At 64.0% G+C, this 22,545-nt stretch carries 18 protein-coding genes and 1 pseudogene; 11 read left to right on the top strand and 8 right to left on the bottom strand.

The features are described from left to right. Nucleotides 1-677 precede the first annotated feature (677 nt). Nucleotides 678-1,308, top strand: a pseudogene (locus ACNJYA_RS02815) (tyrosine-type recombinase/integrase). 129 nt (nucleotides 1,309-1,437) lie between these two features. Here the strand turns inward: ACNJYA_RS02815 and ACNJYA_RS02820 are convergent. Both ACNJYA_RS02820 and ACNJYA_RS02825 read right to left on the bottom strand, forming a co-directional pair. Beyond that, on the bottom strand, nucleotides 1,438-2,841 hold the full coding sequence (locus ACNJYA_RS02820) for an FAD binding domain-containing protein (protein WP_439365319.1): 1,404 nt from the start codon (nucleotides 2,839-2,841) through the stop codon (nucleotides 1,438-1,440). A gap of 103 nt (nucleotides 2,842-2,944) precedes the next feature. Further along, complete coding sequence (locus ACNJYA_RS02825; RefSeq protein ID WP_439402006.1) at nucleotides 2,945-3,268, bottom strand: DUF1127 domain-containing protein; 324 nt, start codon at nucleotides 3,266-3,268, stop codon at nucleotides 2,945-2,947. Between the two features lie 153 nt (nucleotides 3,269-3,421). On the opposite strand from ACNJYA_RS02825, the gene ACNJYA_RS02830 reads away from it, so the two are divergent. Beyond that, complete coding sequence (locus ACNJYA_RS02830; RefSeq protein WP_439402007.1) at nucleotides 3,422-5,002, top strand: winged helix-turn-helix domain-containing tetratricopeptide repeat protein; 1,581 nt, start codon at nucleotides 3,422-3,424, stop codon at nucleotides 5,000-5,002. A 278-nt stretch (nucleotides 5,003-5,280) separates the two neighbouring features. Here the strand turns inward: ACNJYA_RS02830 and ACNJYA_RS02835 are convergent, their stop codons facing one another. The 4 genes from ACNJYA_RS02835 to ACNJYA_RS02850 form a co-directional block, all read right to left on the bottom strand. Then, nucleotides 5,281-6,321 (bottom strand): SMI1/KNR4 family protein, encoded by a 1,041-nt coding sequence (locus ACNJYA_RS02835; RefSeq protein ID WP_439365322.1) that lies wholly within the window; start codon nucleotides 6,319-6,321, stop codon nucleotides 5,281-5,283. A gap of 164 nt (nucleotides 6,322-6,485) precedes the next feature. Next, entirely contained in the window at nucleotides 6,486-7,601 is a 1,116-nt protein-coding gene (locus ACNJYA_RS02840) for a L,D-transpeptidase family protein (RefSeq protein ID WP_439365323.1), read from the bottom strand. A gap of 32 nt (nucleotides 7,602-7,633) precedes the next feature. Beyond that, the gene (locus ACNJYA_RS02845) at nucleotides 7,634-8,311 is read right to left on the bottom strand and encodes a nitroreductase (RefSeq protein ID WP_025032723.1); all 678 of its coding nucleotides are present in this window, start codon (nucleotides 8,309-8,311) and stop codon (nucleotides 7,634-7,636) included. 154 nt (nucleotides 8,312-8,465) lie between these two features. Beyond that, complete coding sequence (locus tag ACNJYA_RS02850) at nucleotides 8,466-9,419, bottom strand: LysR family transcriptional regulator (protein ID WP_172788287.1); 954 nt, start codon at nucleotides 9,417-9,419, stop codon at nucleotides 8,466-8,468. Between the two features lie 98 nt (nucleotides 9,420-9,517). Between ACNJYA_RS02850 and ACNJYA_RS02855 the strand changes: the two genes are divergently transcribed. The 7 genes from ACNJYA_RS02855 (at nucleotide 9,518) to recQ (ending at nucleotide 18,940) form a co-directional block, all read left to right on the top strand. Beyond that, nucleotides 9,518-10,699 (top strand): MFS transporter, encoded by a 1,182-nt coding sequence (locus ACNJYA_RS02855; RefSeq protein ID WP_439365324.1) that lies wholly within the window; start codon nucleotides 9,518-9,520, stop codon nucleotides 10,697-10,699. A gap of 10 nt (nucleotides 10,700-10,709) precedes the next feature. After that, on the top strand, nucleotides 10,710-11,744 hold the full coding sequence (locus ACNJYA_RS02860) for an aldo/keto reductase (protein ID WP_439365325.1): 1,035 nt from the start codon (nucleotides 10,710-10,712) through the stop codon (nucleotides 11,742-11,744). A gap of 123 nt (nucleotides 11,745-11,867) precedes the next feature. Beyond that, nucleotides 11,868-13,442, top strand: a complete 1,575-nt coding sequence (locus ACNJYA_RS02865) for an amidase family protein (protein WP_439402008.1) — start codon at nucleotides 11,868-11,870, stop codon at nucleotides 13,440-13,442. A 247-nt stretch (nucleotides 13,443-13,689) separates the two neighbouring features. Beyond that, nucleotides 13,690-14,991 (top strand): O-acetylhomoserine aminocarboxypropyltransferase/cysteine synthase family protein, encoded by a 1,302-nt coding sequence (locus tag ACNJYA_RS02870; protein WP_439402009.1) that lies wholly within the window; start codon nucleotides 13,690-13,692, stop codon nucleotides 14,989-14,991. A 12-nt stretch (nucleotides 14,992-15,003) separates the two neighbouring features. Continuing rightward, the gene (gene metA, locus ACNJYA_RS02875; protein WP_439402010.1) at nucleotides 15,004-16,002 is read left to right on the top strand and encodes a homoserine O-succinyltransferase MetA; all 999 of its coding nucleotides are present in this window, start codon (nucleotides 15,004-15,006) and stop codon (nucleotides 16,000-16,002) included. Between the two features lie 106 nt (nucleotides 16,003-16,108). Further along, a complete protein-coding gene (locus tag ACNJYA_RS02880) occupies nucleotides 16,109-16,852 on the top strand; it encodes a polysaccharide deacetylase family protein (protein ID WP_439402011.1) in 744 nt (247 codons plus the stop codon). 222 nt (nucleotides 16,853-17,074) lie between these two features. Continuing rightward, nucleotides 17,075-18,940, top strand: coding sequence for a DNA helicase RecQ (gene recQ, locus ACNJYA_RS02885; RefSeq protein WP_439402012.1), 1,866 nt, complete (start codon nucleotides 17,075-17,077; stop codon nucleotides 18,938-18,940). A gap of 175 nt (nucleotides 18,941-19,115) precedes the next feature. On the opposite strand, the gene ACNJYA_RS02890 is transcribed toward recQ, so the two are convergent. After that, entirely contained in the window at nucleotides 19,116-20,132 is a 1,017-nt protein-coding gene (locus ACNJYA_RS02890) for a 1-aminocyclopropane-1-carboxylate deaminase (RefSeq protein WP_172788295.1), read from the bottom strand. A gap of 157 nt (nucleotides 20,133-20,289) precedes the next feature. Between ACNJYA_RS02890 and ACNJYA_RS02895 the strand changes: the two genes are divergently transcribed. Continuing rightward, nucleotides 20,290-20,754: an Lrp/AsnC family transcriptional regulator gene (locus tag ACNJYA_RS02895; RefSeq protein WP_036014765.1), complete on the top strand. Its 465-nt coding sequence runs from the start codon at nucleotides 20,290-20,292 to the stop codon at nucleotides 20,752-20,754. A gap of 12 nt (nucleotides 20,755-20,766) precedes the next feature. Here ACNJYA_RS02895 and ACNJYA_RS02900 read toward each other — a convergent pair whose 3' ends face one another. Continuing rightward, nucleotides 20,767-21,165 carry a hypothetical protein gene (locus tag ACNJYA_RS02900; protein ID WP_172788296.1) on the bottom strand — a complete coding sequence of 133 codons (399 nt, stop codon included), beginning with the start codon at nucleotides 21,163-21,165 and terminating at the stop codon, nucleotides 20,767-20,769. 183 nt (nucleotides 21,166-21,348) lie between these two features. On the opposite strand from ACNJYA_RS02900, the gene ACNJYA_RS02905 reads away from it, so the two are divergent. After that, complete coding sequence (locus tag ACNJYA_RS02905) at nucleotides 21,349-22,512, top strand: PLP-dependent cysteine synthase family protein (protein ID WP_439402013.1); 1,164 nt, start codon at nucleotides 21,349-21,351, stop codon at nucleotides 22,510-22,512. Nucleotides 22,513-22,545: the final 33 nt, after the last annotated feature.

Below are 22,545 nucleotides of genomic sequence, written 5' to 3' on the forward strand. Positions count from 1 at the left end.
GCGGTTCCGGAGTGTCTCGCAGTAGCTCCGAGCGAAACCACCTCATTGAGATGCGGCAATTCGGACAGTCCGGAACTTCGAGATGATCTAGTGCTTTCTTCAGCCGTTCCATGCCCCACCCCACTTTGGGGAAATACTAGCAAGGCGCCAAGGGCGGGCAAGGTATCAAAGGATACATACCGAGTTAGGACGAAGCAAAATTCACTTACTCTTAACTTCGGGGTGGAGTTCGGCTTTGCGTAAGGAGCAACTTTTCTGGGGGCAATGGGAGGATTTTGGACCGGGCGCACGGCGCCGTCTAAAGAAAAAGGCCCAAGCTTCAGGGCGGTGAAGCCGGGCCTTGGGCTGCCCTTGGGGAAAGACAGCCGCTACCCTTTGGGGAAGGGTGTCGGGAAAACTTGGCAATAGGCAAATCGTTCCACCCCCGGAGGCTCGGCCATTCCCTAGGATGAAGGCCCGCGCGATTGCTTTTTGAACCTCACCAGCGAGCACACCAAAGTGCTCAGCCAGCTTTGCAAAGGGGCAGTTCGATGGATTGGAGTCCGCTGTGGGTCAAAATCGGTCCTTCCATCGCTCGAATTGGACGCAAGTACGTCTCCAACCGTCCAGAAGCGGGCGCCGGATTGGAAAGGGCTTTGGGCTCAAAATGACCAGCCTCACTAGCTGGGGAGGTCAACATGACCATTACCCCAAGCACAATCACCGCCGTCTCGAAGCACGTTCCCTGGAACAAGGGGAAGATGTCGGCGCAAAGCCGCCACTCCGTCCGAAGCACGTCTGGTCAATACGAACCAAGCTCCAGGTCGAAGGCCGAATGCGCGATCTCGCACTCTTCAACGTCGCCGTCGATAGCAAGCTGCGCGGCTGCGACGTCGTAGCCTTGAAAGTCGATGACATTGCGCCAGGCGGATATTCGGCCGACCGCGCGACCGTCCGTCAAAAGAAGACCGGCCGCCAGTCAAATTTGAATTGACTGAATCGACCCGGCAGGCGATCGACGATTACCTGCGGGTTACGGGCAAGAAGTCAGGAGAATACCTGTTCACTGGCCGAAGGCTAAGTGGACATATGACCACCAGCCAGTATGCCCGCCTCCTATCCCGCTGGCTCGCTGACGTTGGATTGGACCCACATCTGTTCGGCACGCATTCCCTTCGCCGGACCAAGGCGACCTTGATCTATCGACGAACCGGCAACCTGCGAGCTGTACAGCTCCTTCTGGGGCATACTAAGATCGAGAGCACCGTTCGATATCTAGGCATTGAGGTCGACGACGCCCTCGCGATAGCTGAACAAGTCGACGTCTGACTTTGGAGGCAGAGCAGACGCGCTCTGCGCTGCCCTTAAAGACGGCTCCGGGCCATAAGCAGCCGCGAGCACCCGCCACAAAAATGAAGGGGTCTGGCGAGGGATCATGGGGCTCGCCTCCGGCAGCGCTTACCCACTGCTCGGGATGTTGCCATCGACGGCAAGTCGCGACAGCTCGTCGGCATTGGCGGCGTAGGCGCTCACTGCGGCGGCAGCGCGACGGTCGAGCTCCTCGCGATCAAGTCCGGCGCGCCCGCCAACGCGCATGCCGATCGAAGCGCCGAGGTCGCGTCCGCGTCCGACGATCCAGTCACCGAACCGCTGCCGCTCGCTGCCGTAGCGGGCCAGCGCGGCCTCTAGGTCGCCCCCATGTCCGACGATGGCCGTGGCCAGGCAGGTCGCATCGAGCGCCGCCTTGGTGACACCGGCACCGACGTGCGGGCGCGCAACGAAGGCGGCATCGCCCAAGAGCGCCACCCGGCCGAACACCAGGCGCGGAGAGGCCAGATCGTAGATGGCCTGGAAGAACGGCTGGTCGCCACGGGTGACGACGTCGGCCATGGGCGAGGCCAACTCGGCTCGGGCCGATCGGCGAAAGTCAGCGACGACCTCGGGCCGGATCAGGGGCGGCGGGATCGAGGTGCCGTGGCATTTTCCACTAGTGTCGGTGCACAGCTCCGCCAGCTGGGCCTCGTCCGCGGGCCGGTACCAAACACAATTGTAGTCGCGGTGGCCGACGCGCAAGTCGCCGTCGCGCGCCGGCACAGCATAGCATAGCGCTAGCGACCCCCCCGGCACGCAGAACAGAAAGTCCCTCTCCAGGATGTCGCGGGCGGCGCGCGCCGCCTCGCTTTCTCGCATGAGGGCGCGCCAGGCGACGTAGCCGGCGTAGGCCGGTTGCAGCTCAGGCAGCAGGCGCGCGCGAACTGCGGAGCGCAAACCGTCCGCGGCGATCAGGAGGTCCCCGCGCGCCTCGCTGCCATCGGCGAAGTGGGCCGTTGCGCTACCCGCTTCGGAGCGCACGTCGATGCACTCCATACCGCGGTGATATCTGGGCCCGCGCAGATTATCGCGCAGCGTCCGATAAAGGGGTGCCCATGCGCTCATCTTACGTTGAAGGTGCACCTCGTGGATCAGCCGATCGGAGTTATCCCAGCAGACGTAGGTGCGGGTCGCCACGCTAAGGGCGTCGTCGAAGGCAAGCCGGAGCCGGCGCATGACCTCGTGTAGTGCCGGGTGTGTGCCTATGCCGGCGCCGCGGCCGGCGAGGTCCTCGTCAGCGCGCTCGAAGACATCGACTTGCCAGCCGATCCGGCCGAGCATATGCGCGGCGAACAACCCGCCGACCGAGCCTCCGATGATCAATGCCCTGCGCGTGGCCATCTCTGCGCCCGGCCTAGCTAGTGGTTCGAAATGCGCCAGAAACTCACACGCTTTTGCTCGAAATGCAAAGCCTCGCCAGCCGCTCAGGGCTTTTGGCCGCTTTGGGTCAAAATCGGCGGTCCGTACCGCCGCGATCAGTTTCCGCTCCACGCCTGACAGCCGACGGCCCAAGGAGTATTCGGCTGGGCCGCTACGGGCCAGAAGCAGCCATAACGGCTTGCGTAGCAGACCGCGATGGTTTCCGCGCATTGCACTAGCGAGGTCTGACGCGTGTTTCTGAGAGGTGCTTGTCCCAATGTGGGTGGATTTGGCCGTCCACTGTTGGCAGGCATTGGACCCATTCGGCTCGTATGCCTCGCGGGTCGATATCTCTGTTCGACACGACGTAGTCAATCTCGCCTCGCGTCGTGCCAATATCCATCAGCTCGCGGTCCGTCAGGCGGCATAATTCCGTTTGCAGCCTCCGGCGTTTGCGCCACTCCTGAAATGCCTTCCAATATGCTTCGAGCGGACTATAGACCGGCCGGTCGATAGTTGCTCTGTGCTGCAACTTGGTGATCTCTTGGACTGTGCTCATTGCCGTGTGTCCTGTTTACTTTTCACAGGACGAACATGATGTACGACGAGCCACCGCGCCTGACATCCGGCTTACATTTTCCTTACCAGCGGCTTATTCTTTGCGTTCGAGGGCGTTAAAGCCTGAAAATCGAAGGCCCTAAGGGATCGTCAGATGCGCTATTTCTTCGAGGAGTACGCATTCGATACTGACCGTCGCGAGCTACATCGCGGAACCATCCCTGTTTCCATCACGCCGCAGGTCTTCGATCTACTAGACTATTTGATCCGGCACAGGGAGCGCGTCGTCAGCAAGGACGATGTCATCAGCGCGGTTTGGAACGGACGCATAGTCTCAGATGCCGCGTTGACGACCCGCTTGAATGCCGCTCGCGCCGCAATCGGTGACGATGGTGACAAGCAGTGCCTAATCAAAACGTTGCCGCGCAAAGGCTTTCGCTTCGTTGGCGTAGTGCACGAAGGGCAGAGGCCCGAAACTGCGTCGGCAAGTTCGGCGGCGCAGAACGACGGCACGGCACAAAGGTCGCTTTCACCGCCTCGCCTCTCCATCGTTGTGTTGCCCTTCGCCAACCTCAGCGGCGACCCAGAGCACGACTATTTCGTCGATGGTGTGACGGAAAGCCTCACTACGGACTTGTCGCGGATCAGCGGCTCATTGGTGATCGGGCGACACACCGCATTCACCTACAAGGGCAAAGCGGCTGACCTCAAGCAAATCGGTCGCGAGTTGAACATCCGGTATGTGCTAGAAGGCTCCGTACAGCGCCACGAAAGCCGACTTCGCGTCAACGTGCAGCTGGTAGACGCTGAAACCGGCACGCATTTATGGGCGGACCGCTTTGACAAACCCGTCACCGATCTGTTCGATATGCAGGACGAGATCATATCTAGGCTAGCTAACTCCTTAGATGCGCAGCTCGTCGCAGCCGAGGCCGTGAGAGCACAACGTTCGGCGCATCCCAATTCAATGGAGTTGTACTTCCAGGGCAGAGCTAAGCTCAATATGGGGTTGACTCCCGAATATATCTTGCAGGCGCGCCACTTTTTCGAGCGCGCCCTGACGCTTGATCCCGGCAATATCGAAGCGCGTCTGGGCTTAGCGCATGTTGATGGCATTGTTGGTGCCGGCTACATGACCGACAATCGGATAAAGTACCTGACCATAGCGGAAGTGGCCGTTATGCATGTCCTGACCCTCGCGCCGAACCACGCCTTGGCTCACTTACATTTGGGAACAGCAAAAATTTTCACGAACCGCGTGTCCGAGGGCATTGACGAACTACAACACGCTTTGGCGTTGGACCGAAATCTGGCCCATGCGCACGGGTTAATCGGTCAAGCCAAGATTTTCCTCGGTCGCGGCGGGGACACTGAGGCGCATGTCTTAGAGGCACTCCGCCTGTCTCCCCGCGACATTCATGCCTTCATGTGGATGCAGTATGTCGGTTTCGCTAAGTTGCAACTTAGTGCCGATAGGGAAGCCGTCTGTTGGCTCCGCAGGAGCATCGACGCCAACCGAAATTATCCGTTTGCGCATCTTGGGCTCGCCGCTGCCCTAGCACTGCTTGGAGCACTCGATGACGCGCGGGCCGCTGCGCAAGCGGGGCTCGCGCTTCAACCTAATTTCAGCATCCGCCGCTTCCGCGCCAGCCCGTCGACCGATAATCCAGCTTACCTCGCCAAACGTGAGCGCATTTATGAGGGCATGCGATTGGCAGGAGTACCGGAGGGGTAATGTCGCAGATGGGTCAAAAGCCGCCGTCGGCGAGCAGCGCGATCTTGTCTGCTCGCCCTAGAAGGGGACGTGTCCACGACAGAACTGGGCGAGTTCCGGAATTCGTTCCGACGGCCGGTTCGCTTGGCGCAGGCAGTTAAGCGGGAGTGCCCTTCGACGCCAAAATGTAAGTTGTTGAAACTTCATAAGTTTCTGAGACGGGCGTGGTTTAGTCGATTGGAGAATGTTCGAACTCGGTTTCTCTCCCTCCGCCACCGGCTCGAATCAATCGCGCCGGCTTATTTGCCTTGCGCGCCAGCAAACGTCGCCAAGCGGCCGAGCAGGGCCGCCTCGGCCTCGGGGGCCAGACGGTAGCCTTCCGCCATCTTGACGATGTCGCCGCGGGCGACGCACGAGTCCCACCAGTCCCTCACAAAGCCCTCGGCGTACCCGCGCGTGTTGAAGCCGTAAGGTTCGGCGACGAGGTCGAAAGCGATCATCAGCTCGAAACATGGCGAGTCGTAGGAGGTGCCGGTCTCGGGACGGCCCACGAAAGCCTCGAAGGATCTGGCCGTACAAAGGCTCGAATAGAGCCAGAACATCAGCCCATACATCAGGTGCGAGCGCTCGTCGTCGTGCAGGGCAAAGAAGCCTTTCTCGTCCACGATCTGCCGGGCCAAGGTGCGCAACATTCGCTCGCCGTGCGGCAGACGGTCGCCGACGGCGGCCAAAGCTCGCACCACGATCGGCGATAACGTTCCCTGCTCGACGGTTGCGATCGCAGCAGCCCGATCCTCATCAGCGGTGTCGTACTCGGACTCCTCGACCAAGCCTCGAATGAAGGTCTCGAAGTCCGGCGCGATGACGGCGATGCTGTAGTCAGCCTCTTGGTCGACGTACACGACCTGCGGCTCGCCGCGCTTTCCGCAGGTCCGGTAGTCCAGCATAATCAGCTCGTGGCCTCCGGCCGGCGTGTCGGCGATGCCGATGCCAATCGGCGGGTAGCCCCATTCCTCGATCATGAACTTGGCGCCGAGCTCACCGCCGAGTGAATATTTGGACGTGCGGCCGATGGCGTAGAGGCCCTCGATTGCCACGTGGTCCTCCGCCCAGCCTGTACGCTCCTTCATCGGGTGGCAGTTGCGCTTGACCATACCGCCGTTGTGGCGGCGCGCGAGATCGACATAGGTGGCCGGCAGCCGATACCCGCCCATCTCCTCTTCAATGGAGGCGATCAGCTCGTCGCTTGGTGGAGGCTCGACATAGTTCTCCAGGGAATACGGACAGTCGTCCCAGAAGCCTTCGAAGTCGAAGCCGTCAAAGGGCCTTTTCGACGTCATCCGCGTTACCCCATCATATTACGGCAGACCCATCCAACCCAGATCCGAGGAACACCGTAGCTTTCTCGACAGACCTCGGCTCCGACGCCACCGCATTCGCTGGGACGGAATGTCGATGCCAGCCATCGTCTGCTGATGATCCATCGCGGACGCCGCACGAGTGTTCAGCACCGACCTGACGGGAAGCCGATACGTGTTGGATTACATTCCGGCGGCTGGTCCAACAAGCTGCCAAACCATCTGCTCGTCAACGAGCCATCCCTGTCGATCCAGGGAATCGGTGGCAATTGCGGCAGGTAGGATGCATACGGCATGACTTTCGCGAGCGTCACTCTGCCCGGAAACCGTGTGAGGAACACCTTGTTCATTCCTCCGTCCAGTCCGCTGTATATCGGGGCGGCCGGCAAATCATCTTCAAGCAATCGCGCGTATTCGAGCTCGTCGGCGCGCCTCTTCTCCAGGGCCCGCCGCGCGATGTCCGGATTGACGGCGAAGGGGGGACATTTTTCGGTAGGGTTGAACACTGGAGGCGACGGCGAATTCGGTGGACCTTGCGCATCGAAGACGTAGCGGCGGTCGCACACATCCACCTTCGGTTCGATTCGCGTCGTCTCGAAATGATCGTTGCCGACCTTGAGCATTTTCCAGAACGCGAGATTGGGACTGTTTCGATGCCGCGCCAGATTTGCCGGTGTCAGGCGGAACGGATAGGCCTGGACCTGGAACGACGGGCGGCCGCCGAGGAATGTGTCGCGCGCCAGCGCATAGATTTCGCCGATCTGTTCGTCGGTCATGGCATAGCAACCGCTCGACCAGCAGTCGCCGTGGATCATGAGGAAGCTGCCATTGCGCTTGTGCGCCTTGTCGAACGTGTTGGGGAAGCCGAGGTTGATCGAAAGATAGAAGTTGGAGTTGGGGTTCATCAACTCAGGTGTAATCGTATAGAATCCTTCCGGAGCTTGTCGGTCGCCCTCGTGCAATTTCGGCCCGAGATCGCCCGACCACCGGCAGATCGGATAGGACTTGAGGATCTGGAAACGGCCGGTCGTGTCCTGTTTCCAGACCTCGAGCTCGGCCTCCTCCTTGAAAAGACGCACGAGGATAGGTGAATACTTCGGCATCCTTTTCTGCTCGAGCAGCGAGAGCAGCTCATCAGGTAGTTCCCGCGTCGCCTTCGCCGGCAACGGCTTGCTGCTTTCGCCAAGACACATGACCGGAGTCAAGGCGGCGGCAAAAGCCGCCGCCAGCACAAGGACACGTCGGACCATGGCGCGGATCACTGCTGTGCCTCCAGCCCTTCCGGCCCGCGCCGCTAAGTCTCGAACCCGACGAACACCGTCGCTTCCTCGACGGACTTCCGCTCCGACACCACGGCATTCGCCGGAAAAGTTTCATCCGGCCAGCCCAGCGCGATGCTTTTCATGATGACCTGATCGTCGGCGATCCCTGCGTGCTCGCGCACCACGGGGGATTGCATGATGCCCTGGCTGTTGATCACGGCGCCGAGCCCGCGGGACCACGCGGCATTGACCAGGGCGGTCGCCACGGCGCCGCAGTCGAAGGGCGTATCGTCGCTACCGTCGAGCACGCGGTCATAGGTGATGATCACGCAGACGGGCGCGTCGAACTGACGGAAGCCGCGCAGGACCCAGTCCTGGCGCTTCTCCATGTTGTCGCGCTCGATTCCCATTGCGGAGAATAATTGCTTGGCGACGCCGACCTGCCTGTCGCGGTGCTTGCCTGCAAAGGCCTGGCCCGTGCGGAACTCGCGCGACTGCGGGATGCCCGCCAGCATCCGTTCGGTATTGCCGGCGCGGATCCGATCAAGTGGTTCGCCGGTGATGACATAGAAATTCCAGGGCTGGGTGTTCATCGACGACGGAGCGCGCATCGCCAATCCAATGATTTCCGCAATCAGTTCCTTGGGCACCGGATCCGGCTTGTAGCCGCGGATGCTCCGGCGACCGAGGATGACGTCATCGAACTGCATGTGTGTGGAATTCCCCTGGCGAGTTCTGAAACAGCCGGGATTTTCGCGATTTCTGCGCCCTCGCGCAAGCTCCGGCGGCGTGTCCTCAACGGTCCAGCCACACGGAACATGATCGCCAATCTGGATTGGCTGACGCTCGCTCCGCCATCGCGCCTCACCCCACCAGCTTCCACTTCCCATCCGCGGCCCGCTTCAATGCGGGGTCGCTCACGCGCACGTGCTCGGCGAGGAAATCGATGAACGCGCGCACGCGTGCCGGGAGTGGCGCGGTGTGGCCAACATAGACGGCGTGGATGTCTTCGCGGTCGCCGGGATTGTAGCTTTGCAGCACCGGGACGAGGCGGCCGGATTCGATATCGGGGCCGATGTGGAAGAGCGCGAGGCGCGCGAGACCGGCGCCGCCGAGGCAGAGGCGGCGGGCGGCTTCGCCGTCGCTGGCGCGTGCGACGGGCGGGGGCAGGGCCTCCTCGGCGTGGTCGCCACGCCTGAACGGCCAGCCGCGGATGCTGCGCGGAAAGGTCCAACCGATGCCGCGGTGGTCGGCGAGGTCGGCCGGAATCTTCGGCGTGCCGCAACGGGCGAGGTAATCCGGCGCGCCGACCACCACCATGCGGCTGGTGCCGAGCTTTCGCGCGACCAGACGCGAGGCGCGCAGCGGACCGACGCGGATGGCGACATCGGCGCGCTCCTGCATCAGGTCGATCACCGTATCGGTCAGCACGAGATCGAGCGTGACGTCGGGATGCTGCTTCAGAAAGCGCGGGATCAACGGCATCACATGCAGCATGCCGAAGGGAATGTTGCAATTGACCGTGAGGCGGCCGCGCGGCGCCGCGCCTGAGGCCGCCTCGCGCTCGGCCTCCTCCATCTCGGCGAGAATGCGCAACGAGCGCTCGTAGAAGGCCTGGCCTTCCGCCGTCAGCGTCAGCTTGCGCGTGGTGCGGTTGACGAGCCGCGCGCCGAGGCGCGCCTCCAGACGCGAGATCAGCTTGCTGACGCCCGATGGCGTCAGGCGCAGCTTTCGCGCGGCCTGGGTGAAGCCGCCGAGGTCCACGACGCGGACGAAGACCTCCATCTCGGCCGAGCGGTTGGTGTCGAAACGGGCCATGTTGAATTCACGTCACAAATGATTGGATTGCGGACATTCTAATGGTTTGGCGGCAGCGCCGCTATCTGCGTGGCTCGTCTCATCCCTTGGAGCAACGCATGCCTCCCGCCGTCCTCGCGCTCACCGCCGGTGCCTTCGGCATCGGCACCACCGAATTCATCATCATGGGCCTGCTGCTGCAGGTCGCCGCCGACATGCACGTCTCGGTGCCCGTCGCGGGCCTGCTCATCTCCGGCTACGCGCTCGGCGTGTTCGTCGGCGCGCCGGTGCTGACGCTGGCGACGCGGCGGATGCCGCGGAAAACCGTGCTGCTGGCGCTGATGGCCATCTTCACGCTCGGCAATGCGGCTTGCGCGCTCGCGCCCACTTACGAATGGCTGATGGCCGCGCGCGTGCTGACCTCGCTCGCACACGGCACGTTCTTCGGCGTGGGCTCGGTAGTGGCCACCAGCCTCGTCGCTGAGGACAAGCGTGCGTCTGCGATCTCCACCATGTTCATCGGCCTGACGGTCGCGACGCTGCTGGGCGTGCCCTTCGGCGCCTGGTTCGGCCTGATGCTCGGCTGGCGCGCAGCGTTCTGGGCGGTGACTGTCATCGGCCTGATCGCATTCGCGGTCGTCGCTGCGCTCGTGCCGGGCCATGTCGGCAACGACGACAAGCCGATCTCGCTTGCCGAGGAAGTGGCCGTGCTCGGCCGTCCGCAGGTGCTGCTCGGTCTTGCCATGACCGTGTTCGGCTTCGCCGGACTGTTCGTCGTCTTCACCTATATCCAGCCGATCCTGACGCGCTTCACCGGTTTTTCGGAGGCCGCCGTGTCGCCGATCCTGCTGGTGTTCGGCGTTGGGCTTGCGATCGGCAATGTCGCCGGCGGCAAGCTCGCCGATCGCGGCCTTGCGCGCGCCCTGATCGGCACACTGGCCGCGCTTGCCATCGTGCTGCTTGGCCTTGCGGCGCTGCTGTCGGTCAAGATCATCAGCGTCGTGCTGATCCTGCTGCTCGGCGTCGCCGCCTTCGCAACCGTCGCACCGCTTCAGCTCCGCGTATTGGAGGCTGCCGGTCCCAGCGGCCGGACGCTCGCCTCCAGCCTCAACATCGCCGCGTTCAATCTCGGCAACGCGCTCGGCGCCTGGGCCGGCGGCGTCACCATCGACCGCGGCCTCGGCCTCTCGGCGCTGCCGCTGGTCGCAGCCGGCGTCACCGCCATCGGCCTCGTTCTGGCGCTGTGGAGCCTCCAGCTTGATCGCACGGCGACCGCAGTCGCGGCGTGCCCGGCGGAATAGGAGAGCGATCATGGAATACCGCAACCTCGGCGCTTCCGGGCTCAAAGTGCCCGTCCTCAGTTTCGGCACCGGCACGTTCGGCGGCCAGGGTCCGTTGTTTTCCGCCTGGGGCCGCAGCGGCATCGAGGAGGCGCGCAGGCTGGTCGACATCTGCCTCGATGCCGGCGTCAATCTGTTCGACAGCGCCGATGTCTATTCGAACGGCGCCTCGGAGGAGATCCTCGGTGCTGCGATCAAGGGGCGCCGCGACAAGGTGCTGATCTCGACCAAGATGAGCCTGCCGATTGGCGACGGTCCGCTCGATGCCGGCTCGTCGCGGCAGCGGCTGCTGGCCTCGGTCGATGCGGCGCTACGACGGCTCGGCACCGACCACGTCGACCTGCTTCAGCTCCACGCCTTCGACGCGTTCACGCCGATCGAGGAGGTGCTGTCCACGCTCGATACGCTCGTGCGCGCCGGCAAGCTACGCTATATCGGCGTCTCGAATTTCGCCGGCTGGCAGCTGATGAAGTCGCTCGCCATCGCGGACCGGCATGGCTGGCCGCGCTATGTCGCGCACCAGGTCTACTACTCGCTGCTCGGGCGCGACTATGAATGGGAGCTGATGCCGCTCGCGCGCGATCAGGGCGTCGGCGCTCTGGTCTGGAGCCCGCTGGGCTGGGGCCGGCTCACCGGAAAGATCCGGCGCGGCCAGCCGCTGCCGCAAGGAAGCCGCCTGCATGCCACCGCACAGTTCGGTCCGCCCGTGGACGATGCGCGCCTCTATGCCGTCGTTGACGTGCTGGATGCGATTGCCGCTGAGGCCGGTCGTACCGTGCCGCAGGTCGCGATTGCCTGGCTGCTGTCGCGTCCCACGGTCTCCTCCGTGATCATCGGGGCACGCGACGAAGCGCAGCTGCGCGACAATCTCGGCGCCGTCGGCTGGTCGCTGAGCGCGGACCAGATCAAGCGGCTCGATGAGGTCAGCTTCGTGATGCCGCCTTATCCGTACTATCCTTATCGCGTCCAGGAGGGTTTCGCGCGGCTCAATCCACCGTTGGTGTAGGAGCTCTCTCAGAACGCTGCGAATTGCGACAGAGCGTCGCGACAATGCGCCATGCAGAAACGCGCCTGTACACGGTTGCGTGACCTCCATAACCTCCGCCGCGCAATTTTTTGGAGATGCGACGTGGCGAAGAAGACGGCGACCAAGAAGAAAAGTGCTTCAAGGCAGGTAAGCAGGGCCTCGAGCAAGACGAGCACCGCCCGAAAGGGCGCCATTGCGAAAACCGCGAAGACGACAGTCAAGAAGGCGGCACCGCGCAAGCCAGCCGCGGTCCGCCGGCCCAAGGGGCCGATCTGGCAATGGTCCGCGGTCGAGACCGCGGCCGCGGTCCGCGCCGGCGCGATCTCCGCCGTGGAGACCGTCGAGGCCCATCTGGACCGGATGCGCGCCGTCAATCCCAGGCTGAATGCGGTCGTCGTCGATCTCGGCGAGGAGGCGCTGAAGGCGGCGCACGTGGCGGACAAGCAGCGCGCCAAGGGCGGCGATCTCGGTCTCCTGCACGGCGTACCCATCACCATCAAGGAAAATGTCGACTACCAGGGCCGGCCGAATTTCAACGGCGTGCCCGCCAACAAGGACCTCATCGCGCCATCGGATGCGCCCGTGGTGCGCAACCTGAAGAAATCAGGCGCGATCGTCATCGGGCTCACCAACACGCCCGAATTCTCCTTCCGCGGCTTCACCGACAATCCCCTGCACGGGCTGACGCTCAACCCCTGGGATCCCGATATCACCTGCGGCGGCTCCTCGGGCGGCGCGGGCTCGGCGGTCGCCGCGGGCATCGGCACCATCGCCCATGGCAACGACATCGGCGGCTCGCTGCGCTGGCCGGCGCATTGCAACGGCGTTGCCACCATCAAGCCGACGCAGGGCCGCATCCCCGCCTTCAACGGAAGCGCGACGTCGGAGCGGCCGATGCTGGCGCATCTGATGTCGGCGCAGGGGCCGCTCGCACGCCATGTCGCCGACGTCCGCCTCGCGCTGGAGGTCATGAGCCGGCGCGATCCGCGCGATCCCTGGTGGGTACCGGCGCCGTTGGTCGGCGAGCGGCCGAAGGGGCCGATCAAGGTCGCGCTGGCAAAGATCCCCGAGGACATGGACGTCGATCCGTCTGTCGCCGCGGCGCTGCGTCAGGCTGCCGATCATCTCGAGCGGTCCGGCTATCGCGTCAGCGAGGTCGAGGTGCCCGACATCAACGGGGTCTGGCAGACCTGGTGCGACATCATCACCAACGAGACCGTGATGATGCAGGAGGCCGCCATGCTGAAGGTCACGTCCGAGGATTTTCACAAGTCCTGGGGCGGCATGAAGGCCAAGGCCAACGTGCTCGATCTCAAGGCCTGGATGCAGGCCACCGCCGCGCGCAACGGTCACATCCGCGCCTGGCAATTGTTCTTCGAGGACTATCCGATCGTGCTGGCGCCGACCACGGTGAAGCCGACGCCGGGCCCGCGCGAGGACACCGTCAGCGCAGAGCGCGTGCGCGAGATATTCTGGGGCGAGATCCGCTTCATCTCCGCCATCAACGTGCTGGGCCTGCCCGGCGCGGTGGTGCCGGTGGCGCTGCATGACGGCAGGCCGATCGGCGTGCAGCTGATTGCCGGACGCTATCGCGAGGATCTCGCCCTCGATGCCGCAGCTGCGATCGAGAAGCGCGTCGGCGCGCTCACCCATCGGCTGTGGGAGCAGATGGGCTGACGCTGCGAGCTATCGCAGCGCTGACGGCGGCCCCTCGTCCTCGTGGGCGAGGGTGGCGCCGTGCGTTCGTTAATCGGCTTTAACCCGGTTTTCAGCCATTTCGCGAGCAAGCATTAGGGTTACTTCCTCGATCTCTAGGCGAATTATTGTCCGCTTTACCACCCGCCTCTAACAGAGGGACGGCGGACAACGCACATGCCTCATTCTAGGCCAATAAGTGCGGCCCGCCCCACGCGGAGGTGGCACGATGCGCAACGAGACGATCGCTATTCACGCCGGCTACGAGCCTGAAGCCACCACGCACGCAGTGGCCGTTCCGATCTACCAGACCGCGGCCTACGCCTTCGACAGCGCCGATCATGGCGCAGCCCTGTTCAATCTCGAGGCCGAGGGCTTTCGCTACAGCCGCATCGCCAATCCGACCAGCGCGGTTCTCGAGAAGCGCATCGCGCAGCTCGAAGGCGGCGTCGGCGCGCTCGCGGTCGCGACCGGGCAGGCGGCGCTGCATTTCGCCTTCGTCAACGTCGCCGATCACGGCGGCAACATCGTCTCGGTGCCGCAGCTCTACGGCACCACGCACACGCTGCTCTCCCACATCCTGCCGCGCCAGGGCATCACCGGCCGTTTCGCCGAGAGCGACAAGCCAGAGGCGGTCGAGAAGCTGATCGACGAGAACACCCGCGCCGTGTTCGCCGAGACCATCGGTAATCCCGCTGGCAATGTCTGCGACATCGAGGCGCTGGCGAGAATTGCCCACGCGCATGGTGTGCCGCTGATCGTCGACAACACCGTCGCAACTCCGATCCTCTTCAAGCCGTTCGACTACGGCGCCGACATCGCCGTGCATTCCCTGACCAAGTTCTTGGGCGGTCACGGCACTACGCTCGGCGGCGCCATCGTCGATTCCGGAAACTTCCCCTGGGCCAAGCACGCCGACCGCTTCCCGGCCTACAACAAGCCCGACGCCTCCTATCACGGCCTGGTCTATGCCGAGCGCTTCGGCAAGACCGCCTATATCGAGCGCGCGCGCAGCGTCTATCAGCGCACCATGGGCTCGGTGCTGTCGCCGTTCAACGCCTTCCTGCTGCTCCAGGGCATCGAGACCGTGGCGCTGCGCATGGAGCGCCATGTCGAGAACGCCCGCAGGGTCGCCGAATTCCTCCGCGTCGATCCACGCGTGGCCTGGGTCAACTACACCGGTTTTCCGGACAGCCCCTATTATCCCCTGGTGCAGAAATACTTGAATGGCAACGCCTCCTCGCTGTTCACCTTCGGCATCGAGGGCGGCATGGAGGCCGGCAAGACGTTTTACGACGCCCTGAAGCTGATCACGCGCCTCGTCAATATCGGCGATGCCAAGTCGCTCGCCTGCCACCCGGCGTCGACCACCCATCGGCAGATGTCCGCGGAGCAGCAGCGCGCCGCGGGCGTGCTGCCGGAGACGATCCGTCTGTCGATCGGCATCGAGCATGTCTCTGATATCATCGAGGATATCGACCAGGCGCTGGAGAAGGCCTGCCCGTTGGCGCGCCGCGAGGCTGCGGAGTAGGCGGCGCCGTCCATGACGATCTTGATCGACAAGGATCAGGTCATCGCGGGTCCGACGCTGGTGCCGGCCGCGCACGAGCTCACGCGCGACGCCGGCGCCGAGCTCACCATCGGTCTCGTCAACAACATGCCGGATGCCGCGTTGAAGGCGACCGAGCGGCAGTTCATGAAGCTGCTTCAGGCCGCAGCAGGCTCGCGCCGTATCCGTTTCCACTGCTTCTCGCTTCCCAGCGTGAAGCGGTCGCCGGAAGCGAAGTGGCATGTCGAAAGCGAATATTCCAACCTTTCCGATCTCGAGCGCGGCAAATTCGACGGGCTGATCGTAACAGGCGCAGAGCCGATCGCGCCCGAGCTCGACCGGGAGCCGTACTGGCGCGACCTCACCAACCTGATCGACTGGGCCAAGGCCAACACGCGTTCGACGATCTGGTCCTGCCTTGCCGCCCATGCCGCGGTGCTGCACCTCGACGGCATTAAACGGCAGCGGCTGCCGGCCAAATGTCACGGCATCTTCGATTGCGACGTCGTGACGGACGATTCGCTGATCCGCTCTGCGCCTGCGCCGCTCAAGGTCTCGCATTCACGCCTGAACGAGATCGCCGAGAGCGACCTTGTGCAGGCCGGTTATCAGGTGCTGACCCGCTCGGAGGAGGCCGGCGTCGACGTCTTCGTTCGCCAATATGCCAGCCGCTTCGTGTTCTTCCAGGGCCACCCGGAATATGACGCGCCATCGCTCCAGCGCGAATATCTGCGTGACATCGGCCGCTATCTCGCGCGCGAGCGGGAGAACTATCCGCACCTGCCGGTGAGTTATTTTGACGCAGCAACGGAAGAGAAGCTGGCTCGCTTCGAGAGGAAGGCGGCACACCAGCGCCATCCGGCGCTCAGCAACGAGCTGCCCGCGCTGAACCTGCGCGGCGATATCGGCGCTGGCGAGGCGGCGGCGGTGCTCTTCCCCAATTGGTTGCGTTATCTCGGCGCGGCCGCCGACGCGCCGATGTCGGTGCGCTAGCCGAAGCGGTCTTGGTTCGGCGTTAGGATTACCCGGGCGTTAGGCTTGTCTCGACCTGCGCACGAATGTTTCAGTAGAGCAAGAAGGCATCACGGGAAACGCAGTCGTGTGGTCGGCACTCCAGGGACGCGTGATCAATCGGCTGGCCCGGCATTTCCGCGCCGCGCCGCACCGGCTGCCTGCGCACGCGCCGATGGTGAGCTTCACGTTCGACGACGCCCCCGATAGCGCCGCAGGCGAGGGCGCCGAGCTTCTGGAGCAACATGGCGGCCGCGGCACCTATTACCTCGCCGGCAGCCTGATCGGTCAGCCGTCGGAGCATTGGCATGGCCTGTCGGATGACGCCATCGTCCGGCTCCACCGCGCCGGGCACGAGATCGCCTGCCACACCTTCTCGCATCAGAGCTCGGCCACGCTCGACGAGGCCGCGATGGCGCGCGAGATCGAACGAAACCGCAGCCATCTCCACGGCATCGATGCCTCGATCACGCTGCAGAATTTCGCCTATCCCTATGGCATCGCCTCGGTGTGGCGCAAGCCGCAGCTGGCAAAAGCCTTCCGTTCCGCCCGCGGCATTCTTCCCGGCGTCAATAGCGGCATCATCGACCTCCAATTTCTGCGCGCCTCGCCTTTGGTCGATTGCGAGATCGACAAGGCGGGGGTCGATCGCTATTTCGACGAGGCGGTCGCGAGCGGCGGCTGGCTGATCTTCTACGGCCACGACGTCACCGACAGGCCGAGCCCCTATGGCTGCACGCCGCATCTGATGCGTCACGCGCTCGACGCCGCCGCCAAGCGCAACATGCCGATCGTGACCGTCGCAGAAGCGCTGCGACGGATCGGGGCGTAGCTTTTTCACCTCTCCCCGCTTGCGGGGAGAGGTCGGATCGCTCTTGCGATCCGGGTGATGGTACAGGCCCATCGGCATTCTCATGTGCGGAGAGAGGCCCCTCACCCCGTAAGAACGGGGAGAGGGAGAACAAGCAGCGTTGCCCCGCAAACAGTCTTGCCACGCCGACGCCAGCATGCGACTGGCCTTGTGACGAATCTCACGGCCTGATCTGCTCCGCCCATGTCTGCTCCGTCCCACGCCCCGCTGCCTGCGCCGACCAACGGCCGCGACGCGCTGTCGGTGCTGCAATCGGTGTTCGGCCTGCCGGGATTCCGCGGCGCGCAGGGCGAGATCATCCGCCACGTCACCGACGGCGGCAATTGCCTGGTGTTGATGCCGACCGGCGGCGGCAAATCGCTGTGCTATCAGCTTCCATCCCTGCTGCGCGAAGGCTGCGGAATCGTGGTCTCGCCGTTGATCGCCTTGATGCGCGACCAGGTCGCAGGCCTGATCGAGGCCGGCGTCAATGCCGCCGCGCTGAACTCGTCGCTGACGCCGCAGGAGGCGTCCGACATCGAACGCCGCCTGCTCGCCGGCGATCTCGACCTGCTCTATGTCGCGCCGGAACGGCTGGTCACGCCGCGCTGCCTGTCGCTGCTGGCGCAGGCGAAGGTGGCGTTGTTTGCGATCGACGAGGCGCATTGCGTCTCGCAATGGGGCCACGACTTCCGGCCTGAATATGTCGGCCTTTCCGTCATCGCCGAGCGCTTTCCCGACGTGCCGCGGATCGCGCTGACCGCGACCGCCGATGAGCTGACGCGCAAGGAGATCGTCGAGCGGCTTCAGCTGACGGGCGCGCCGCAGTTCGTCTCCAGCTTCGACCGGCCCAACATCCGCTACGAGATCGTCGACAAGCGCAATGCGGTGTCGCAGCTGAAGGAATTCATCCGCGAGCGCCACATGGGCGATGCGGGCGTGGTCTATTGCCTGTCGCGCAACCGCGTCGAGGAGGTCGCCGCCGCGCTTGCCGAGGCCGGCATTGCGGCGCTGCCCTACCACGCCGGGCTCGACGGCAGCGTTCGCTCGCGCAACCAGGACCGCTTCCTCAACGAGGACGGCATCGTCATCGTCGCGACCATCGCCTTCGGCATGGGCATCGACAAGCCCGACGTGCGCTTCGTGGCCCATCTCGACCTGCCCAAGAGCATCGAGGCCTATTACCAGGAGACGGGGCGCGCCGGCCGTGACGGCAAGCCGTCGGCGGCATGGATGGCCTATGGCCTCTCCGACATCGTGCAGCAGCGCCGCATGATCGACGAGTCGGCGGGATCGGAGGATTTCAAGCGGGTCTCGATCGGCAAGCTCGACGCGCTGGTCGGCCTCGCCGAGACGCCGCATTGCCGGCGCCGGCGCCTGCTCGCTTATTTCGGCGAGATCGTGATGGGCGAGAGCTGCGGCAATTGCGACAATTGCCTGACGCCGCCGAAGATGCGCGACGGCAAGGTGCTGGCGCAGAAGCTGTTGTCCTGCGTCTATCGCACCGGGCAACGCTTTGGCGCCATGCATTTGATCGACGTGCTGATCGGACGCCTGACCGAGAAGGTCACGCAGTTCGGTCACGACAAGCTGTCGGTGTTCGGCGTTGGCCGCGAGCTCAACGAGAAGCAGTGGCGCACGGTGCTGCGGCAATTGGTGGCAATGGGCCATTTGCGGAGCGACAGCGAAGCCTACGGCGCGCTGAAGCTGACGGAGTCCTCGCGCGGGGTGCTGCGCGGCGAGACCGAGGTCTGGCTGCGCGAGGAGGCACCCGGCACGCGTGTTCGTACCAGCCGCGCGAAGTCGCGACGCGGCGACCTCGCGCCGGCAGCGAGCGCGCCGCAAGGCGATGTCGACCCCGAATTGCGCGCGCGCCTGCGCGCCTGGCGCTCAGAGGTCGCGCGCGAACGCGGCGTGCCGGCCTATGTGGTGCTGCACGATGCAACGATCGACGGCATCGTCCGGGCCTGGCCGACGACGCTGGACGAGCTTCGCAACGTGCCGGGGATCGGCGACAAGAAGCTCGAGCATTACGGCGACGAGCTGCTGCAGATCGTGAGGACGAGGTAGGGCGCGCCACGAAAACTCCGCCGTCATCCCGGGGCGAAGTGGCGAGCCCGGAATCCATAACCACAAGCGGATGTGGCTACGGCAAGCTAGTCACCACGAGTCTTCGCCAAACATCTTCCTGGGGCTATGGGTCCCGGGGCTCGCGACTTCGTCGCGCCCCGGGACGACAGAGGAGCTAGCCGTTCCGGAACGCGTAGCCGTAGCCGTTTAGCGCCGGCGCGCCGCCGAGATGGGCGTAGAGGATCTTCGCGCCCTTCTCGAAATAGCCCTTCTTCGTGAGATCGATCAGGCCCTGCATCGACTTGCCCTCGTAGACGGGGTCGGTGATCATGGCTTCGAGGCGCGCGGTGAGGCGGATGGCCTCCTTGGTCTCTTCCGACGGCACGCCATAGGCGGGATAGGCGTAATCCTCGATCAGCACGACGTCGTCCGCGACGATCTCCTTGCCGAGCTCGACCAGCTTGGCCGTGTTCTGCGCGATCGAGAGCACCTGTGCTTTCGTCTGCGCCGGCGTGAACGAGCCGTCGATGCCGATCACCTTTCGCGCACGGCCGTCCGCCGCAAACCCGACCAGCATGCCGGCGTGGGTGGAGCCGGTGACGGTGCAGACGATGATGTAGTCGAACTTGAAGCCGAGCTCGGCTTCTTGCTTGCGCACCTCCTCGGCGAAGCCGACATAGCCGAGGCCGCCATATTTGTGCACGGAGGCGCCGGCGGGAATGGCGTAGGGCTTGCCGCCCGCGGCCTTCACTTCCTCGATCGCCTGCTCCCAGCTCTTGCGGATGCCGATGTCGAAGCCGTCGTCGACCAGGCGCACGTCGGCGCCCATGATGCGCGAGAGCATGATGTTGCCGACGCGGTCATAGACCGCGTCCTCGTGCGGCACCCAGGCTTCCTGCACCAGGCGGCACTTCATGCCGAGCTTGGCCGCGACGGCCGCGATCATGCGGGTGTGGTTGGATTGCACGCCGCCGATCGAGACCAGCGTATCGGCATTGGAGGCGATCGCATCGGGAATGATGTATTCGAGCTTGCGCAGCTTGTTGCCGCCATAGGCGAGACCGGAATTGCAGTCCTCGCGCTTGGCATAGATCTCGACATTGCCGCCGAGATGTTTTGACAGCCGCTCCAGCTTCTCGATGGGCGTCGGGCCGAAGGTCAAAGGATAGCGCGGAAATTTGTCCAGCTTCATGGGTCATCCCGAGTGGCGTTGGTGTTGGCGGCTCCCTAGCATCGTGTCGGGAAAATGTGCTCTCGAATATTGCGCCAATAATGCGCAACTTCTTGCGAAAATAGCGCTGTTAGCTAATATTCCTTCCAGAAAGTCCATATTTGTGGAAGTTCCTTTCATGGCTGCCCGGCTCGACCGCACCGACCTTAAGATCTTGAGATTGCTGCAGAATAACGGCCGGCTCAGCAATGCCGAGCTGGCCGAAACGGTCGCGATCAGCCCCGCCACGTGCCATCGCCGCACCCAGCGCCTGTTCGAGGACGGCTTCATCGCCACTGTCCGCGCCATGGTCGCGCCGAAGAAAGTGGCCAAGGGCACGCTGGTGATGGTTGGCGTCGTGCTCGACCGCTCCACGCCGGAGAGCTTTGCCACCTTCGAGCAGGCCGTCGCAAAACTGAAATTCGTGCTCGACTGCCACCTCGTCGCCGGCGACTTCGACTACTTCCTCAAGATCCGCGTCGGCGACATGGAGGATTTCAACCGCATCCACGGCGAGCAGCTGATTGCGCTCCCCGGCGTGCGCCAGACCCGCACCTTCTTCGTGATGAAGGAAGTCGTCGACAATGCGCCGCTGGAATTTTGAGCGGGCGTGCCGCTATTGGACGGTGATCGAATAGGTATCGACGTCGCGGCTGCCCCTGCCGGTGATCATCTCGATGGTGAAACTATCCGGGCCGTGGTAGCCCGGATTCGATCGGTAATTGACCTCAAAGGCCTTGATCGGCCGTCCGGTGCACGGCGTGCCGCCGCCGCGGGCGAAGCGGTTAATCTCGATGCGCGAGTCCACGGTGCGCGTCGTCAGCTTGCCGTGCTGCGGCTTGGTCAGCAGCCTCACCACGCCGCCATTGCCCTCGCAGTTCGGTCCCCACGAGCGGTAGTGATGCATTCTGACCATCGCTCCGGAGGGGACCGTTCGATCGAACTGCATCGCACATGCTGGTCCGACTGTTGCGCAGAGTAGGCCCAGCGTCGCGATCCAGGCTTCAAATTTCATTCCGTGAGCCCCCCAGCATCACGGCAATGTCAGCATATCGCAGTCGTTCTGCCAAGCCACCTCGGCCGTCCCGGAAGCTTCACTTGCCTAGCGCACCACACGCGAGCCTCGCCGCTGGAGTTTCGAGCAGGAGCGTTATTCAGCGCACTTGATGCGCGATCCGTGTCATGAGAGATTCATGCAATGCAGACATTCCCCTTCCGCCAGCACAATCCGGCCGGGCCGGCCTATCGGCGCGGCTGGGCCGACGAGGCCGTGGCCGCGATCGAGGCCGACCAGTGCCGCACCGCCGACACGCATCTGATCCGGCTGATCGTGCCGGCGCTATCGGGCATCGACATCTATCTGAAGGATGAGTCCACGCATCCGACCGGCAGCCTGAAGCATCGCCTCGCGCGCTCGCTGTTTCTGTACGCGCTCTGCAACGGCCACATCCGCGAAGGCACGCCCGTGGTCGAGGCCTCGTCGGGATCGACGGCGGTGTCGGAGGCCTATTTCGCAGAGATGATCGGCGTGCCCTTCTATGCCGTGATGCCGCGCACGACGTCGGCGGAGAAGATCGCCGCGATCGAGCATTATGGCGGCAATTGCCATTTGATCGACGATGGCCGCGCGCTCTATGCGGAAGCCGCCGCGCTCGCCGCCCGGCTCGACGGCCACTACATGGACCAGTTCACCTTCGCCGAGCGCGCCACCGACTGGCGCGGCAACAACAACATCGCCGAATCGATCTTCACGCAGTTGCAGGGCGAGCCGCGCCCGCTGCCGGACTGGATCGTGATGGGCGCCGGCACCGGCGGCACCTCGGCCACCATCGGACGTTATCTGCGCTATCGGCAATATCCGACGCGGCTGTGCGTCGCCGATGTCGAGCATTCCGCCTTCTTCGACTGCTTCCGCACGCAGGACCGCTCGCGTGTCTGCGACCGCCCGTCGCTGATCGAAGGCGTCGGTCGTCCCCGCTGCGAGCCGTCCTTCGTGCCCGGCGTGGTCGACCGCATGATGAAGATCCCGGATGCGGCGACCATCGCGGCGATGAACGTGCTGTCGCGCCGGCTGCGTCGTCCGGTCGGCGGCTCCACCGGCACCAACTTCCTGGCGCTGTGCCGGCTCGCCTCGGAGATGCGCCAGGCGAACGTCACGGGATCACTGGTGACGCTGATCTGCGATTCCGGCGAGCGCTATCGTCAGACCTATTACGAGCCCGCTTGGCTCGCCGCACGCGGTCTCGATCCGGCGCCGTTCGAAGCGGCGCTGTCGTCGTTCCTCACCACAGGTGAGCCACTGACGCTGGACGTCGACGATGCCGTCAATCCGCAAAGCGTGCCAGGCCCCACGGCGCGATAGCCGAGATCTCCCTGGGATTTGCGAAAGGGCAAG

Source organism: Bradyrhizobium sp. BLXBL-01 (assembly GCF_051853025.1).
Classification (GTDB): Bacteria; Pseudomonadota; Alphaproteobacteria; order Rhizobiales; family Xanthobacteraceae; genus Bradyrhizobium.

Excerpts from the sequence above, each read along its gene's own strand:
- ACNJYA_RS02825 (WP_439402006.1), bottom strand. The coding sequence starts at position 3,268 with ATGAGCACAGTCCAAGAGATCACCAAGTTGCAGCACAGAGCAACTATC.
- ACNJYA_RS02830 (WP_439402007.1), top strand. The coding sequence starts at position 3,422 with ATGCGCTATTTCTTCGAGGAGTACGCATTCGATACTGACCGTCGCGAG.
- ACNJYA_RS02835 (WP_439365322.1), bottom strand. The coding sequence starts at position 6,321 with ATGACGTCGAAAAGGCCCTTTGACGGCTTCGACTTCGAAGGCTTCTGG.
- ACNJYA_RS02845 (WP_025032723.1), bottom strand. The coding sequence starts at position 8,311 with ATGCAGTTCGATGACGTCATCCTCGGTCGCCGGAGCATCCGCGGCTAC.
- ACNJYA_RS02850 (WP_172788287.1), bottom strand. The coding sequence starts at position 9,419 with ATGGCCCGTTTCGACACCAACCGCTCGGCCGAGATGGAGGTCTTCGTC.
- ACNJYA_RS02855 (WP_439365324.1), top strand. The coding sequence starts at position 9,518 with ATGCCTCCCGCCGTCCTCGCGCTCACCGCCGGTGCCTTCGGCATCGGC.
- ACNJYA_RS02860 (WP_439365325.1), top strand. The coding sequence starts at position 10,710 with ATGGAATACCGCAACCTCGGCGCTTCCGGGCTCAAAGTGCCCGTCCTC.
- ACNJYA_RS02870 (WP_439402009.1), top strand. The coding sequence starts at position 13,690 with ATGCGCAACGAGACGATCGCTATTCACGCCGGCTACGAGCCTGAAGCC.
- metA (WP_439402010.1), top strand. The coding sequence starts at position 15,004 with ATGACGATCTTGATCGACAAGGATCAGGTCATCGCGGGTCCGACGCTG.
- recQ (WP_439402012.1), top strand. The coding sequence starts at position 17,075 with ATGTCTGCTCCGTCCCACGCCCCGCTGCCTGCGCCGACCAACGGCCGC.
- ACNJYA_RS02890 (WP_172788295.1), bottom strand. The coding sequence starts at position 20,132 with ATGAAGCTGGACAAATTTCCGCGCTATCCTTTGACCTTCGGCCCGACG.
- ACNJYA_RS02895 (WP_036014765.1), top strand. The coding sequence starts at position 20,290 with ATGGCTGCCCGGCTCGACCGCACCGACCTTAAGATCTTGAGATTGCTG.
- ACNJYA_RS02900 (WP_172788296.1), bottom strand. The coding sequence starts at position 21,165 with ATGAAATTTGAAGCCTGGATCGCGACGCTGGGCCTACTCTGCGCAACA.
- ACNJYA_RS02905 (WP_439402013.1), top strand. The coding sequence starts at position 21,349 with ATGCAGACATTCCCCTTCCGCCAGCACAATCCGGCCGGGCCGGCCTAT.